15 protein-coding genes are annotated in these 15,136 nt (G+C 55.0%); 13 read left to right on the top strand and 2 right to left on the bottom strand.

Going from position 1 to position 15,136, the window contains the following annotated elements:
- The first annotated feature begins 100 nt into the window (after positions 1 to 100).
- The 5 genes from ffh (at position 101) to rplS (ending at position 3,904) form a co-directional block, all read left to right on the top strand.
- Complete coding sequence (ffh, locus tag ABO_RS04115) at positions 101 to 1,522, top strand: signal recognition particle protein (protein ID WP_011588081.1); 1,422 nt, start codon at positions 101 to 103, stop codon at positions 1,520 to 1,522.
- Between the two features lie 378 nt (positions 1,523 to 1,900).
- Complete coding sequence (gene rpsP, locus ABO_RS04120) at positions 1,901 to 2,149, top strand: 30S ribosomal protein S16 (RefSeq protein ID WP_011588082.1); 249 nt, start codon at positions 1,901 to 1,903, stop codon at positions 2,147 to 2,149.
- A complete protein-coding gene (gene rimM, locus ABO_RS04125; RefSeq protein WP_011588083.1) occupies positions 2,149 to 2,739 on the top strand; it encodes a ribosome maturation factor RimM in 591 nt (196 codons plus the stop codon). Before rpsP ends, rimM begins: the two co-directional genes overlap by 1 nt.
- Positions 2,740 to 3,537 (top strand): tRNA (guanosine(37)-N1)-methyltransferase TrmD, encoded by a 798-nt coding sequence (trmD, locus tag ABO_RS04130; protein ID WP_011588084.1) that lies wholly within the window; start codon positions 2,740 to 2,742, stop codon positions 3,535 to 3,537.
- A 10-nt stretch (positions 3,538 to 3,547) separates the two neighbouring features.
- Complete coding sequence (rplS, locus tag ABO_RS04135; RefSeq protein ID WP_011588085.1) at positions 3,548 to 3,904, top strand: 50S ribosomal protein L19; 357 nt, start codon at positions 3,548 to 3,550, stop codon at positions 3,902 to 3,904.
- 345 nt (positions 3,905 to 4,249) lie between these two features.
- Here the strand turns inward: rplS and ABO_RS04140 are convergent, their stop codons facing one another.
- A complete protein-coding gene (locus ABO_RS04140; protein WP_011588086.1) occupies positions 4,250 to 4,504 on the bottom strand; it encodes a GlsB/YeaQ/YmgE family stress response membrane protein in 255 nt (84 codons plus the stop codon).
- Between the two features lie 185 nt (positions 4,505 to 4,689).
- On the opposite strand from ABO_RS04140, the gene xerD reads away from it, so the two are divergent.
- The 6 genes from xerD to ABO_RS04170 all read left to right on the top strand — a co-directional run bounded on the left by xerD (position 4,690) and on the right by ABO_RS04170 (position 12,476).
- Complete coding sequence (gene xerD / locus ABO_RS04145) at positions 4,690 to 5,628, top strand: site-specific tyrosine recombinase XerD (protein ID WP_011588087.1); 939 nt, start codon at positions 4,690 to 4,692, stop codon at positions 5,626 to 5,628.
- A 45-nt stretch (positions 5,629 to 5,673) separates the two neighbouring features.
- Positions 5,674 to 6,417 carry a DsbC family protein gene (locus ABO_RS04150; protein WP_011588088.1) on the top strand — a complete coding sequence of 248 codons (744 nt, stop codon included), beginning with the start codon at positions 5,674 to 5,676 and terminating at the stop codon, positions 6,415 to 6,417.
- 121 nt (positions 6,418 to 6,538) lie between these two features.
- On the top strand, positions 6,539 to 7,729 hold the full coding sequence (gene alaC / locus ABO_RS04155) for an alanine transaminase (RefSeq protein WP_035460794.1): 1,191 nt from the start codon (positions 6,539 to 6,541) through the stop codon (positions 7,727 to 7,729).
- 42 nt (positions 7,730 to 7,771) lie between these two features.
- Positions 7,772 to 9,073: a homoserine dehydrogenase gene (locus tag ABO_RS04160; protein ID WP_011588090.1), complete on the top strand. Its 1,302-nt coding sequence runs from the start codon at positions 7,772 to 7,774 to the stop codon at positions 9,071 to 9,073.
- Between the two features lie 134 nt (positions 9,074 to 9,207).
- A complete protein-coding gene (gene thrC / locus ABO_RS04165; RefSeq protein WP_011588091.1) occupies positions 9,208 to 10,290 on the top strand; it encodes a threonine synthase in 1,083 nt (360 codons plus the stop codon).
- A gap of 617 nt (positions 10,291 to 10,907) precedes the next feature.
- A complete protein-coding gene (locus ABO_RS04170; RefSeq protein WP_011588092.1) occupies positions 10,908 to 12,476 on the top strand; it encodes a BCCT family transporter in 1,569 nt (522 codons plus the stop codon).
- A 241-nt stretch (positions 12,477 to 12,717) separates the two neighbouring features.
- Here ABO_RS04170 and ABO_RS04175 read toward each other — a convergent pair whose 3' ends face one another.
- Positions 12,718 to 13,950 carry an EstA family serine hydrolase gene (locus ABO_RS04175; protein ID WP_035460791.1) on the bottom strand — a complete coding sequence of 411 codons (1,233 nt, stop codon included), beginning with the start codon at positions 13,948 to 13,950 and terminating at the stop codon, positions 12,718 to 12,720.
- A 286-nt stretch (positions 13,951 to 14,236) separates the two neighbouring features.
- Between ABO_RS04175 and ABO_RS04180 the strand changes: the two genes are divergently transcribed.
- Together ABO_RS04180 and ABO_RS04185 are read left to right on the top strand one after the other, a co-directional pair.
- The gene (locus ABO_RS04180) at positions 14,237 to 14,554 is read left to right on the top strand and encodes a DUF962 domain-containing protein (RefSeq protein WP_011588094.1); all 318 of its coding nucleotides are present in this window, start codon (positions 14,237 to 14,239) and stop codon (positions 14,552 to 14,554) included.
- Between the two features lie 49 nt (positions 14,555 to 14,603).
- Positions 14,604 to 15,077 carry a group III truncated hemoglobin gene (locus ABO_RS04185; RefSeq protein ID WP_011588095.1) on the top strand — a complete coding sequence of 158 codons (474 nt, stop codon included), beginning with the start codon at positions 14,604 to 14,606 and terminating at the stop codon, positions 15,075 to 15,077.
- Positions 15,078 to 15,136 lie beyond the last annotated feature (59 nt).

The following is a 15,136-nucleotide window of genomic DNA, read 5'->3' on the forward strand; positions in this document are numbered from 1 at the left end:
GTGCCCCATGACGTTGATGCCCAAGGAGGGCTATAATTGCGCCCCTGTCACTGCGGCAGGCATGCCTGGCCGCAGACATGGTGCATTTGGAGGTAGACCCATGTTCGAGAATCTCACCGATCGGTTGGGATCGTCGCTTAAAAGCCTGGCAGGTCAGGGTTCCCTGACCGAAGACAATATCCGCGACACCCTGCGCGAAGTGCGCAAGGCACTGCTGGAGGCCGACGTGGCCTTGCCGGTGGTGAAAGAGTTTGTCGAGCAGGTAAAAGAAAAAGCCTTGGGGCAGGAGGTGTTGCAGAGCCTGAACCCTGGCCAAGCGTTCGTAAAGATCGTCAACGACGAGCTTGTCCATACCATGGGCGACGCCAATGATGGTCTGGATTTGGCTACTAAGCCTCCAGCCATTATTTTGATGGCGGGTTTGCAGGGGGCAGGTAAAACCACGTCCGTAGCCAAGCTTGCGCGCTTCCTGCAAGAGCGGGAGAAGAAGAAGGTCATGGTGGTGTCTGCGGATATTTACCGCCCGGCGGCTATTGAGCAGCTGAAAACCTTGGCTGGTGAGGTGGAGACTCACTTCTTCCCGTCTTCCAGCGATCAGGATCCGGTGGATATTGCCAATGCGGCGCTGGATGAAGCCCGTCGTCGCTATATGGACGTGCTGATCGTTGATACCGCTGGTCGTCTCCATGTCGATGAAGACATGATGAGCGAAATTAAGCGTCTACACGGCGCTATTAGCCCGGTGGAAACCCTGTTCGTGGTCGATGCCATGACGGGTCAAGATGCGGCGAATACCGCCCAGGCTTTCAATGAGGCTTTGCCTCTCACCGGTGTGATCCTTACCAAGGCCGATGGTGACTCCCGCGGTGGTGCTGCGCTGTCCGTACGCCAGCTTACTGGTAAGCCCATCAAGTTTATCGGCATGGGTGAGAAAACCGATGCCTTGGAGCCGTTTCACCCGGATCGTATTGCCAGCCGGATCCTCGGCATGGGCGATGTGTTGTCCTTGGTGGAAGAAGCCGAGCGCAAGCTGGACAAAAAGAAAGCCGAAAAAATCGCCAAGAAGTTCAAGAAAGGCAAGGCGATGGACTTCGAGGATCTGAAGGACCAGTTCCAACAGATGCGTAATATGGGCGGTATGGCCGGCCTGCTCGACAAGCTGCCGGGCATGGGCGGGATGATGGAAGCAGCCCAAGATCCGGCAGCCATGAAGCAAATGAAGCACATGGAAGCGTTGATCGATTCCATGACGCCGAAAGAGCGTCGCAACCCGGAATTGCTCAAAGGGTCACGTAAGAAACGCATTGTCGCCGGTGCCGGCCTGGAAATTCAGGACCTGAATCGTCTCATCAAGCAGCAAAAAATGATGGCCAAGATGATGAAGAAGATGCGTACCAAGGGTGGCATGAAGAACATGATGCGGGGTATGGAAGGTATGATGGGAGGGGGAGGCCAAGGCGGCCCCGGTGGCGGCATGCCGCCAGGGGGCATGGGTGGCCCAGGTGGCATGCCGCCGATGTAGGAACAGCGTCAAGGCGCAAGCTGTAGAGCGCGGGCAGAGCGGGCGGCAAGGTCTACCCCTCTGCCCGCGTTGCGTTTGGGGTGCGAGGTAGTCTAAACGCTATGCAGCACGGTCTCTCCTGTTAAGCCCGGCAATGCTTGATTGCCCTGCGGTACAGGTTCTCGCTACGAGAGGCCTGCACTCAAAAAGGTGTTTTCGCAAGCGCATGAAAATGCACGGAGTGTGGTGCTTGTTGCCTGCTTCGACTCCCTGTATAATTCGCGCCCTTCGCGGCCTCTGCGTGTTTCTCACGGGTGGCTTTCAAGCGGATACGATGGTCGGAGCGTCTTGTTGATGGTTCGGCCGGGAAACCGGATTGATAAATAAGGTAAGTAAACCATGGTAGTTATTCGTCTCGCTCGCGGCGGTTCCAAGAAGCGCCCGTTCTATAGCATCGTTGTTGCAGATAGCCGTTACGCACGTGATGGTCGTTTTATCGAGCAACTGGGTTTCTACAACCCCATCGCCCGTGGCGGTGAAATCCCTCTCAAGCTGAACTTAGAAAGCCTGGATGCCTGGGTTGCTAAGGGTGCACAGCTGTCTGACCGTGTTAAGACCCTTGCCAAACAGGCCCGTAAGGCAGCCTGATGGCAGAGCGAGGACAATCCTCTTCGGCTGAAGGGGGCGCGTCCTCCCAGCTGGTGGTAGTCGGCCGCATCCTTGGGGTGCACGGCGTCAAGGGGTGGGTAAAGGTGTATTCCTATACCGACCCCATGGTCAACCTCCAGCAGTACCAGCCCTGGCACCTGAAACAGGGCGCCCTGAACTCAGGCGGTTCTAGCGCTGCTGGAACATGGAAACCGGTGAAAGTGACCGGCTTTCGGCCTCAAGGGAAAGGGTTGATCGCGCAACTGGAAGGCGTATCCGACCGGGAAGCTGCGGCGGCCTTGGTGGGGCAGGATATCGGCGTACCTGCCGATTTGCTGCCGCAATCAGGCCAGGGTGAGTATTATTGGCGCGACTTGATTGGCCTACGGGTAAAACATGTGAATGGCATGGACCTGGGCAGCGTGACGCGCATGGTGGAAACCGGTGCCAATGACGTGGTCGTGGTGCGTGGGGACCGCAATAGCCTGGATCGGCGTGAGCGTCTGATTCCTTGGCTTCCGGAGGACGTGATCACTGCGATTAGCCTAGAAGACGGCGAAATGACGGTGGATTGGGATCCGGACTTTTAAATGATGACGACGAAGCCTACGTTTGCCGTCACTCTGGTAACGTTGTTTCCGGAGATGGCACAAGCGATTACTGGCTTTGGCGTTACTCGGCGGGCTGTCGATAATGGTCAGCTGCAGGTGGAAACGGTGAACCCTCGGGACTTCACCGAAGACCGCCACCGTACCGTGGATGATCGCCCTTTTGGGGGCGGCCCTGGCATGGTGATGAAAGTGGAGCCGCTGGCGAAAGCCTTACAGGCTGCACGCGTCGCCAACCCGGCAGCCAAAGTGATTTACCTGTCCCCTCAGGGGCAGCCGTTAACCCAGGCCAAGGCCACGGCGTTAGCGGAACAGCCTGGCCTAATATTGCTGGCCGGGCGCTATGAAGGCGTAGACGAGCGTTTGCTCGATGCCGAGGTGGATGAGCAAATTTCCATCGGCGACTACGTACTCAGCGGTGGTGAATTGCCAGCGCTGGTGCTGATCGATGCGGTTAGCCGATTGATACCCGGAGTGTTGGGTCACCAAGACTCCGCCGAGCAGGACTCTTTTTCGGGTGAATTCGAAAACTTGCTCGATTGCCCGCACTACACCCGCCCGGAGGTGTATGGCGAGCAGGCAGTGCCACCGGTACTGCTCAGCGGCAATCATGAACTGATTCGCCGCTGGCGCCTTAAGCAGGCGTTGGGACGGACCTGGCAACAGCGTCCAGACCTGCTGGAGGCCCGCCGGGCGCGGGGCTTGAGCAAAGAAGAGCAACAGCTGCTGGACGAATACATCGCCGAGCAGCCGTCGCATACAGCAAAAACTACTGATTAGGAGCACTGCCATGAGTGGCAAGAACCTTATTATCCAGGGCATCGAAGAAGCCCAGCTGAAGTCCGAACTTCCGGAATTCAGTGCCGGTGACACTGTTACCGTGCAAGTGAAAGTAAAGGAAGGTACCCGCGAGCGTCTGCAGGCGTTCCAGGGTGTGGTTATCGCTCGTCGTAACCGTGGGCTGAACTCTGCTTTCACTGTGCGTAAAATCTCCCACGGTGTCGGTGTTGAGCGTGTATTCCAGCTGCATAGCCCGCTGATCGATTCCATCGAAGTGAATCGTCGTGGTGATGTTAGCCGCGCTAAGCTTTACTACCTGCGTGATCGCTCAGGCAAGTCTGCACGGATCAAAGAAAAAATCCGGTAGATTGCGGATTCCTTCTACCGCGAGTGAATGTTGGTTTAGCCTTTGCTGTAGGGCATGCGAAATCAACCTCTGGCCCGGTAGATTGCTCCAACAAAAAAGCCGCTTCCCGTAAAGGAAGCGGCTTTTTTGGGTCCGCTCTGCGGCTTAAATATCCGCAAAGAGCGACAACTCCAAGCCACAAAGCTGCAACGCAGGAGCCGCTTTGCAGTTGCATTAAACGCGGTGCCTGGGTTTCGGTGAGCGTTGATTCTACAAGGGACTCTGCCTCATTTTGATTACAGCGCGAACCCCCTGCTTTTTGTGCTAAGCAGGAGCTTGGATCCTCGTGCGGCTTGCAGCTGTTTGCTAAAACTTTTTCATCTGCCGGTACAGAGCCAGCAGTACCAATGCACCGATAATGGCGGTGACAAAGCTGCCTAGGCTGAACCCGCTGACCGAACCGCCTAGGCCAGTGATGGAGCCTAGCCAGCCACCGACCACAGCACCCGCGATACCGATTAGGGTGGTGACAATGAAGCCGCCCGGATCCTTTCCAGGCATAATCCATTTAGCAATGATACCGGCGATAAGACCGAATACGATCCAAGATAAAATTCCCACGATTGCTCTCCTTGGTAACGGTTTCTAATCAATGTTGCTCGTCTCCATTGTTGCCTTTAATGGCAGGGTTTGTCGTTAACATGGCCGGGTGTGGGGGTAATATTTAGTAAAACCGCCCACGGATATCCATGGTAATGCCCGCGTAACACGTTGTTTTCTCTTTTTGCATAAGGCTTGATGGCGTCATGGTAACGGCAATCGATGGACAGCTCACCGAGGACCACCGCCGGCTGATTGATAGCTGGCTGGATCAGCAGTGGCTGGAAAAAGGACTGAGTGAGCATAGTTTGTCTAATTATCGTCGCGACCTCAGCCAGTTGGCTTGCTGGTTGCAAGGGCAGCGGGTAGCCCTGCTCGGTTGCGAGCGTTATCAACTGCTGGAGTTTTTGGCCTACCGGCACCAGCAGGGCCTCAGTGCCCGCTCAGTGGCTCGTCAGTTGTCTGCGGTGAAAAGCTTTTACCGTTGGCTTAAGCGCGAAGGGCGTATTAGTGAAGATCCTGCCCTGCTGATTGAGCGTCCCAAACTGGGGCGGCCGTTACCGAAAACGCTGAGCGAAGCGGATGTGGAGGCGCTGTTGGCGGCGCCGGACCTGTCCACCCCCTTAGGGTTGCGCGACCGGGCCATGCTGGAGGTGTTGTACGCCACCGGCTTACGGGTCACTGAATTGGTGACGTTGACGCAAAGTCAGGTAAACCCCCGCCAAGGCGTGATTCGTGTGATAGGCAAGGGCGACAAGGAACGCTTGGTGCCGTTGGGCGAAGAGGCACTGCACTGGCTGGAGCGTTATCTGCGTGAAGGACGGGCGTTGCTGATGGGGGGGGCTGCAACGCCTGGCAACCAGGAGCTACTGTTTCCCAGCCGCCGTGGCACCTGCATGACCCGACAGACATTCTGGCATCGAATCAAGCAGCTAGCAGTGGTCGCAGGGGTGCAAAAAAAGCTCTCTCCCCATACACTGCGGCATGCTTTTGCCACTCACTTGTTGAATCACGGTGCAGATTTGCGGGTGGTGCAATTGTTGTTGGGCCATTCGGATCTCTCGACCACGCAAATTTATACCCATGTGGCGCAGCAGCGGTTACAAGACGTATACCAGAAACATCACCCTCGATCGGGAACTTGAGCCTGTTGGCGGGTTCTTACGGTTAAGAGAAGGAGTAACGACACAATGAAAAAAGGTTTGCTGTTTGTATTATTGGGGCTGATGACCGCCTGTGGGGCCAGTTCTGAAGGTAATAAAGGGAACGCCGAAATCGATGGTGATCAAGCCAAAGCGGCGTTCGAGAACGCTTTTGACGGGGTTGAAGTCAGTGATGTGCGCGCTGCCCCCATGGCGGGCATGCTTGAGCTTGAAGTGAACGGTGGTGAAACCGTTTATATGAGTGAGAATGGCCGCTTTGTGATGGTCGGTAAGTTGCTGGAGCTAAAAGACGGGGAGGTGATCAACCCGGCCGAGCAGCGACTAGAAAAAGTTCGCGCCGACGGCATCAAGACGTTAAACAAGGACGACATGATCTCTTACGTGGCGCCTGAAGAGACAGCAGAAGTGTATGTGTTCACTGATATTACCTGCGGATATTGCCGTAAATTGCACCGCCATATTGAGGAATACATGGACTCGGGCGTGACTGTCCATTACCTGGCCTTCCCTCGTGGTGGCCCTACCACCAAGGCAGCAGCGGCCATGCGCCATATCTGGTGCGCAGAAGATCGCCTTCAAGCACTGACCGATGCCAAGCTCAACGAAAAGGTTAGCGATGCCGAGCTGGGTGAGTGTGCCAAGCCAGTGGATGAGCAATACCCATTGGGCTTGAAATTTGGGGTGCGTGGTACACCGGCAATCTATACCTCTGAGGGCAAGCAACTGGGGGGGTATTTACCACCGAAAGATTTGCTCAAGCGACTGAACTGATCAGTCTGAACCCCCCGTATTACGGCGGTTTGCTGCTGTAAACACAGGGCGGATACATTGACGGCGCCGAGCTGCGCCGTTAATGTGTCCGCCTTCTTTTATTCCCACCCAAGGTGTTGTCGTGGAAACTGATTTCCAGCGAATCCGTCGTTTGCCTCCCTATGTCTTCAACATTGTTGGAGAGATGAAGGCAGCCGCGCGAGCACGGGGTGAGGATATTATCGATTTCAGCATGGGTAACCCGGATCAGCCCACACCGAAGCACATTGTCGATAAGCTCACAGAGACCGCCCAACGAGGAGATACCCACCGTTATTCGCAGTCACGTGGTATTCCTCGCTTACGCAAGGCGATGACAGATTGGTATCAGCGCCGATATGAGGTGGATCTGGATCCGGAATCCGAAGCTATTGTTACCATCGGCTCCAAAGAGGGGTTGGCGCACTTGGCGCTGGCTACGATGGGCCCAGGCGATACGGTATTGGTGCCGAACCCTAGCTACCCGATCCATCCCTACGGCTTTGTGATTTCCAACGCGGATATCCGCCATGTCCCTATGGTTAAGGGCGTGGATTTCTTTGTCGAGTTGGAGCGGGCGATCAAGGAATCTTGGCCCAAGCCGAAAATGTTGGTGCTCAATTTTCCTGGCAATCCCACCGCGCAGTGCGTGGAGCTGGAATTCTTCGAGAAAGTGGTCGCTATCGCCCGTGAGCATCAGATTTGGGTGGTGCACGATATCGCCTATGCAGATATCGTGTTCGATGGCTACAAAGCACCGTCCATTCTTCAGGTAGAGGGAGCCAAGGATGTGGCGGTGGAGTTCTTTTCCCTATCCAAAAGTTACAACATGCCTGGTTGGCGGGTGGGTTTCTGTTGCGGCAACAAAGACTTGATCCATGCCCTAGCCCGGATCAAATCGTACATGGACTACGGTACTTTTACGCCGATCCAGGTGGCGGCTATCGCGGCCCTCGAAGGGGACCAGAGTTGTGTTGCGGAAATCTGCGAGATGTACCGTCAACGGCGGGATGTATTGGTAGAAGGCTTGGGCGACATTGGTTGGCCGGTTGAAAAACCCCGCGCCACCATGTTTGTTTGGGCGGAAATTCCGGAACCCTATCGGGCCATGGGCTCGCTGGAGTTTTCCAAGAAACTGCTTATCGAAGCCGGTGTAGCAGTGTCGCCAGGCGTGGGTTTTGGTGATTATGGCGATGATCATGTGCGCTTTGCACTGATTGAAAACGAACAACGTACCCGGCAGGCCATGCGCGGCATCAAAAAGATGTTCCGTCAGGATGGGTTGCTGGACTAACAGGATGCGCCTCGGCGCCCCTGAATAAAGAGAGGAAATGTCGTGAAATCGGTGAAAGTGGGTATTGCTGGTCTGGGTACGGTTGGTTCAGGCACCGTGAATGTGTTGAAGCGTAACGCGCGGGATATTGCTCGACGCGTCGGATGTCCGATTGAAATTACCCATATCGGTGCGCGCCGCGACAATGCGGCCTGTGATACCAGTGATATTCGCCTTTCTCGCGATATTTTTGCTGTGGCGACAGATCCAGATATCGACATTTTGGTAGAACTTATTGGCGGCATTGATACTGCCCGTGAGTTGGTACTTACCGCCATTAGAAATGGCAAGCACGTTGTCACTGCCAACAAGGCGCTGATTGCCGAACACGGTAACGAAATTTTCCAGGCGGCTCAGGATAATGGCGTGGATGTGGCGTTCGAAGCCTCTGTGGCTGGCGGGATTCCCATTCTCAAATCCCTGGGCGAAGGTCTGGCCGCGAACCACGTGAACTGGCTGGCGGGGATCATTAATGGCACCGGCAACTTTATCCTTACCGAGATGGAAGAGGGCGGCCGCGCTTTTGATGACGTGCTAGCCGAAGCGCAGCAATTGGGCTATGCGGAAGCGGACCCTACCTTCGATGTGGAAGGCATTGACGCGGCCCACAAGCTAACCATTCTGGCTTCTATTGCCTTTGGTATCCCGCTGCAATACTCCAAGGTCTACACCGAAGGCATCAGCCGGATCACCATTGAAGATGTGGCCAGCGCCGCGCACTTTGGCTACCGCATTAAGCACTTGGGGATTGCCAAGGACACCGGTAACGGGATTGAGCTGCGTGTGCACCCAACCCTAATTCCCAAGGAAACCATGCTGTCTGCAGTGAATGGCGTAATGAACGCGATCATGATCGACGGTGACGCCGTCGGGCCGACACTGTTCTACGGTGCTGGTGCGGGTGCCGAGCCCACCGCGTCTGCGGTGGTGGCGGACATCATCGAACTGGGCCGTGCGCTGACCGTAGACTATGACGAGCGGGTACCTTACCTAGGCTTCCATACAGACCAGATGTCTGATGAGCCGATTCTCACCATCGACGATGTGTCCTGTAGCTTCTATCTACGTTTGCACGTGCAAGATAAGACCGGTGTATTGGCTGACGTAACGCGCATTCTCAGCGACAATAATGTCAGCATTGATGCCCTGGTGCAGCGTGACGTGGATCAGGGTTTGGTGCCCATTGTCATGATGACCCACGTGGTCCGCGAAGGAGACATGAGTGCCGCCCTCGCCAAGATCGGTGCCCTTGAGTCGGTGAATAGCGATATAATGCGGATTCGAGTAGAAATGCTGGACGCTTGATTTCCGATGTTGGACGCTGCGGTTTAAGCGTTCGGCCTCACGCATCTAGCGTATGTCGTGTCGCTCAATATGACCACATTCAAGAACCGTAGAGCCTAGATTAGAGGCTTTACACTAGAAACAGAGACCTAACCATGCCTTTTCGTGACCGTTACACCGGCTTGATCAACCGCTACCGTGACCACCTGCCGGTGAATGATGACACGCCGATCATCAGCTTGGGTGAGGGGAATACCCCGCTAATTCGCCTGAAGAATATTCCCAAGTTGTTGGGCAAGGACGTGGATATCTACGTCAAATACGAAGGTCTTAATCCCACGGGATCTTTTAAGGACCGTGGTATGACCATGGCGGTGACCAAGGCCGTGGAAGAGGGCAGTAATGCCATCATCTGTGCTTCCACCGGGAACACTTCTGCAGCCGCTGCAGCCTATGCAGCTCGTGCGGGCATTACTGCTTTCGTACTGATTCCGGAAGGCAAGATTGCCATGGGCAAGCTGGCTCAGGCGATGATGTATGGTGCCGTGATCATGCAGATCCGTGGCAATTTCGATCAGGGTATGGAGTTGGTTAAACAGGTGGCTGACAAGGCGCCGGTGACCATCGTGAACTCGGTAAACCCGTATCGTCTGCAAGGCCAGAAGTCTGCTGCCTTCGAAATTGTGGAAGAACTGGGGCGCGCGCCAGACTACCACTGCCTGCCTGTGGGCAATGCAGGTAATATTACTGCACATTGGATGGGCTACAGCGAATACCACAAATCAGGCATCGTAAATGCGGCGCCGAAGATGGTTGGTTATCAGGCTGAAGGTTCTGCGCCCTTTATGCGTGGCGAGCGGGTTGAGGATCCGGAAACGGTAGCAACCGCTATTCGTATCGGTAACCCGCAGTCCTGGGACAAGGCCTGGAAGCTACAGGAAGAGTCTAAAGGTTGGTTCGACGAGCTGAGTGATCACGAGATTTTGACGGCACAGAAATTGCTGGCAGAAAAAGAAGGCATTTTCTGTGAGCCTGCTTCCGCCGCGTCAATCGGTGGTGCCATGCGAGATATTCAATCTGGCAAGATTCCGGAAGGCTCTACCATCGTTTGCACGTTGACAGGCAATGGTTTGAAAGACCCTGACACGGCCATTGCTCAGTGTCAGGACAGTCGCATGGTGACCATTGATGCGGATCTGGATGCGGTGAAAGGCGCAATTCTGTCAAACATGTCTTAAGCTTGTGGACATAAAAAGACGGAGCCATTGGCTCCGTTTTTTTATGGATACGGGCGGGCCGGACTGGCGCCACCGGATGCGGGTGCTAAAAGCGGGTGCTTACGCAGTGTGGTACCATGCGCGTTCTTTTGTGGCGAAAGGAACGGCGACCCGGTGTCGAGATTATTGAAACCACCTACGTGTAATACCTCCTCTCTGGGCTGACTGTGCCCATCTTTGGCTGGACTTTGTTCCTGCCCCCCTGACCAAATCTAATAGCCCATTTTGTGCGTGCCACTGCATCGTTACAGAGAGGCTTTGACATTGGTTGACCACCATCTAGTCTGTTTAAAACGACCAAGAAGGGAGAGACTGATGAAAACATCGTTATTGGCAACGCCAAGTGTCATTGGGCCGGCGTATGGCTTCATCGTTAGCGCCTCTGGGCAGAGGGTTAGCGCAGGTTTATATTTTTGACGATCTGATAAAGCTGCGACTCGCAGGGTCGCTTCGCGTTCAGATGATGTTTGGCTGTGAGGCTATAGAGGAGATCAACTCGGTTTCCTCGCATCGTCCGAGCCGACTGGCTGCAAGGCAGGTAATCTGCCCCTCGAAGCAAGACGGAATACGGAGCTTAGATGAAAATTAATTACGAGACCGACTATGACGTCGGCCAAGATAACGTGCAGGTCATGGGAATGGACATGCACAATCCTGTCTTCTTTATCAGTGCATTACTGATTCTTACTTTTGTGATTGGCACATTAATTTTCCCTGAACAAGCTAACGCTTTGCTAAATGGCTCCAAAGGCTGGGTTATTGAGCACTTTGACTGGTTATTCATGGTGAGCGGGAATGTCTTCGTTTTATTTTGCGTGATGTTGGCGGTACTGCCGTTGGGGAAAATTCGCCTCGGTGGGCAAAATGCCAAGCCGGAATTCTCTACTCTGTCCTGGTTTGCCATGTTGTTCGCAGCAGGGATGGGCATTGGCCTGATGTTCTGGAGCGTGGCGGAACCGGTAGCCTATCTTAATGGGCAATGGTACGGCACGCCGTTGGCGGTGGAAGCCGGCTCAGAAGAGGCCCGGCATATGGCGATGGGCGCTACCATGTACCATTGGGGTCTGCACCCTTGGGCAATTTACGCTGTAGTGGCATTGTCGCTGGCCTTTTTCTCCTACAATAAAGGAATGCCGCTGACTATCCGATCGGCTTTTTACCCCTTGCTGGGTGAGCGCTGCTGGGGCTGGCCGGGGCATATCATCGATATTCTTGCTGTGCTGGCGACGATCTTTGGTCTGGCCACGTCACTGGGGCTGGGTGCTCAACAGGCTTCCGGTGGCTTGCACTTCCTGTTTGACACGCCCAACGCCATTAACGTACAGATCGGCATCATTGTCGGTGTTACCGCTGTTGCGGTGCTATCGGTGATCCGTGGCTTGGATGGTGGTGTGAAAGTGCTCAGTAATATCAACATGAGCCTGGCCGTTTTCCTTCTGCTATTTGTGATTATCGCGGGTCCCACCGCGTTGATTCTCACGGGTTTTGGCACCACGGCGGTGGATTACATCAGTAATATTATTCCTCTGAGTACTTGGTTTGGCCGTGAAGACGGGGAATGGATGCACGGCTGGACCGTCTTCTACTGGGCGTGGTGGATTTCCTGGTCGCCGTTTGTGGGGATGTTTATTGCGCGTATTTCCAAAGGCCGTACCGTGCGAGAATTCATTGTGGCAGTGTTGCTGGTTCCCACAGTGATCACCATTATCTGGATGACCGCGTTCGGTGCCACTGGGCTGGAGCAATCCATCAATGGCGTGGGTGAATTGGCAAATGGGGTGGGTGATGCCTCCCTGGCCATGTTCCAGATGCTGGCTCACTTGCCGTGGACGGGGATTATTTCCTTCTTGGGTATTGCGCTGGTGCTAGTGTTCTTCGTGACTTCGTCTGATTCGGGGTCTCTGGTGATTGATTCAATTACCGCTGGCGGCAAGCTCGATGCCCCGGTTCCTCAGCGTATTTTCTGGGCTGTAATGGAAGGGGTGATCGCTGGCGTGTTGCTGTACGGTGGCGGTAAAGAAGCGCTCAAGGCTCTGCAATCCGGTGCGGTCACTACGGGCCTGCCGTTTACCATTGTATTGTTGTTTATGTGTGTGAGCCTGTTTATGGCCTTATCGGCAGAACGTAAGCGCCTGAAACTGGCTTGATCTACATTCTGTGATTGATAAAAATGCCCGCGTTATGCGGGCATTTTTATGTCGCTTAGCGGCTGCAACCTGGTATCAACCGGCCGTTTTTTCAAACGGCGTTGGGTGATCGTATGGAAACTAGGTGCACAGTGTGGAGGCCTGTATTTCCAGAATCAGCAGGATATGCCCGTAGTGGAATAAAAGCGCGCTCTGCTCCACGCAGCACGTGCGACGGTAAAAACAGCAGGGGCGTGATATGTCAGGCTCGGCGCAGCCGAGTATGCCGGTTGATGGTGTGCTGTAAGCCGAGCAGGGCGGGCAAGTGGGGGCCGATTATCCCTTTGCCGGTGGTCAGCAGGGCGCCGCTTAGATCGCGTTGTGGATCGGCCCAACAGTAGATGCTGATAAAGCCCAAATGCCCGAAGGCTTCCGGGGCACCGGGCCCGAACATGCTCATGCCCCGGTTGCCGAGCATGAAGCCGCTGGAGAAATTCAGTGGCAGCATCAGGGTGCGGTCGAAGCGAGGCCGGTGGTAGGCAGGCTCCAGTGCACGGGCAACGGTTTCTGGCTGGAAGATCTGTTGGTCACCATAGCGGCCATTGTTGAGCAACATCTGGAAAAAACGGCTGGCCTCTTCTGCGGTGGCGTAGAGGTTGCCTGCGGGCACGATCACCTCTTGAAAACGATCATCGTTGGTGACCTCCACCACTTCATCAATGCTGCCGCCCACAGCATAATTGAGAAACAGATCGACCAGTTTCAACGGCACCCCAGTGGATACATCTACCGCACGTTCTTCGCCGGTCTTGCCGAAGGTAAAGTATTTCATTCCCATGGGTTGGCGGATGACCCGGTCCAGGGTGGCATTCAGGGATTCGCCGGTTACCGCTTCAACCACGGCGCCAAGAATGAAGCCTGCGGTAATGGCATGGTAAGCCTGCGTATTGAGGCCGCTGGGCTTGGCGGCACAGAGAATGTCGATTATTTCCTGCGGCCGGTAGAGGATGTCTGTTTCCAGCGGCTCTTGGGGGCGTGGAATGCCGGCTTGATGGGTAAGCAGATGGCGCAGGGTTGTCCGGCCCTTGCCGTTCTGGCCGTAGGCGGGCAGATAGCGGGTTACCTTATCATCTAGACTGATCTGGCCCTGTTCTACTAGATGGTGCAGCAGCATAGCGCTAACCACCTTGGAGGCAGAGAACAGGCACACGGGAGTATCTGGTGTCATGATGCGTTGCGCCTGTGGGTCTGCATAGCCGATGCTGCGATTAAGCATGAGCTCGCCGTGGCGACGCAGGCACAGGCTGATCGCTGGGCTCATGCCGCTGCGATACAGTTTGCGGGTGGCACGCCAGATAGCCTCAACCTGTTCGGAGCCCATGCCCGTTTTGCTCAGTGGCGCTTCATCACCGTGCAGGGTTAGTTCATCAAGGCTGCGGGGAATAGGGTTGCCATGCTTACTGATCAGGCGGCGTACACGCGGGCGAAGGGCCATAATTGTCTCGCTAAAAGGGTCGTACAAGGAGTATGCAGGCGGCGATAGTAGAGGCCGACGCTATATTTATTGTGAAAGTACGACATTGTCCATGATCGTTGGGGCACTGCAATGGCTGCCTGCGCCATCTGATTGGCGTTAAATCACAACAAATTGACCCGTTGAAACCTGTCTACTGCGTTACAATGAAACGTAGTGTTTATTACGCTGCTGTTGGCTACAACGATGAGCGCCCTCGCTGTGGCGCGATAACTTATTAGAACAAAAGCTCTTAACAGGAGGCCCCATGGAGACCATCAAGCAATCCAATTTTCAGAGCTTTGCGGAGTTTTATCCCTATTACCTGCAGGAGCATGGCAACCCTACCTGCCGCCGGCTGCACTTTTTCGGCACCCTGGGGCTGTTCGGTGTGCTGGCCGGTGTGTTGATGACCGGCAACCTGTGGGGGCTATTGCTGTTACCGATAGTGGGCTATGGCTTTGCTTGGGTGGGACATTATGTTTTTGAAAAAAACCGCCCAGCCACGTTCAAGCACCCTTGGTACAGCCTTGCGGGTGATTTCGTCATGTTCAAAGATATTCTCACCGGGCGGATTGAGTGGTAGAGGGCGTAACCACAGGCAACAGGCTGGACGCTCGCCCGAGGAAAGCAGAATGACGGCGGTTGGATATTTTCGGCCCGGTGAATCGTCGGCCAAGGATAGTGAGCTGCCGGATCTGGATTGTCGGGAAAATATTGATGCCATGGTCCACGGGTTTTATCAGCGCTTGCTGAATGATCCAGTCATGGCGCCGGTATTTTTGGCGGTGGCGGGTATCGACCTGCAGCAGCACCTGCCGACCATCTGCCAGTACTGGTACAAAATGCTACTCGGTGAACAGGGTTATCAGCGGCACATGATGGCCAAGCATCGGGCGCTGGATGATCGTGAGCCGCTGACCGGGGAGCATCACGAACGGTGGCTGGGGCATTTTATGGCGAACCTGGACGGCAACTTTCACGGGCCGATGACTGACCGTGCTCGCTTGATTGCCCAGCGCGTCATGAATAATCTCTATAGCCAGCTCAGTGCCCGCCGGGCCAGCGGCTTCCTAGAACAGGGGAATGATGAAGTTACCCACGAGTAAGCTCGCACCACTCAGGTAGCAGCTGGTAATCAAAATTGGATCTGAACCCAGTGCCTCTC

It is taken from the genome of Alcanivorax borkumensis SK2, assembly GCF_000009365.1.
Taxonomy (GTDB): domain Bacteria; phylum Pseudomonadota; class Gammaproteobacteria; order Pseudomonadales; family Alcanivoracaceae; genus Alcanivorax; species Alcanivorax borkumensis.

Coding starts and splice junctions, on each gene's coding strand:
- ABO_RS04170 (WP_011588092.1), top strand. CDS start 10,908: ATGAAAATTAATTACGAGACCGACTATGACGTCGGCCAAGATAACGTG.
- ABO_RS04180 (WP_011588094.1), top strand. CDS start 14,237: ATGGAGACCATCAAGCAATCCAATTTTCAGAGCTTTGCGGAGTTTTAT.
- rimM (WP_011588083.1), top strand. CDS start 2,149: ATGGCAGAGCGAGGACAATCCTCTTCGGCTGAAGGGGGCGCGTCCTCC.
- thrC (WP_011588091.1), top strand. CDS start 9,208: ATGCCTTTTCGTGACCGTTACACCGGCTTGATCAACCGCTACCGTGAC.
- ABO_RS04185 (WP_011588095.1), top strand. CDS start 14,604: ATGACGGCGGTTGGATATTTTCGGCCCGGTGAATCGTCGGCCAAGGAT.
- ffh (WP_011588081.1), top strand. CDS start 101: ATGTTCGAGAATCTCACCGATCGGTTGGGATCGTCGCTTAAAAGCCTG.
- xerD (WP_011588087.1), top strand. CDS start 4,690: ATGGTAACGGCAATCGATGGACAGCTCACCGAGGACCACCGCCGGCTG.
- rpsP (WP_011588082.1), top strand. CDS start 1,901: ATGGTAGTTATTCGTCTCGCTCGCGGCGGTTCCAAGAAGCGCCCGTTC.
- ABO_RS04150 (WP_011588088.1), top strand. CDS start 5,674: ATGAAAAAAGGTTTGCTGTTTGTATTATTGGGGCTGATGACCGCCTGT.
- ABO_RS04175 (WP_035460791.1), bottom strand. CDS start 13,950: ATGGCCCTTCGCCCGCGTGTACGCCGCCTGATCAGTAAGCATGGCAAC.
- trmD (WP_011588084.1), top strand. CDS start 2,740: ATGATGACGACGAAGCCTACGTTTGCCGTCACTCTGGTAACGTTGTTT.
- rplS (WP_011588085.1), top strand. CDS start 3,548: ATGAGTGGCAAGAACCTTATTATCCAGGGCATCGAAGAAGCCCAGCTG.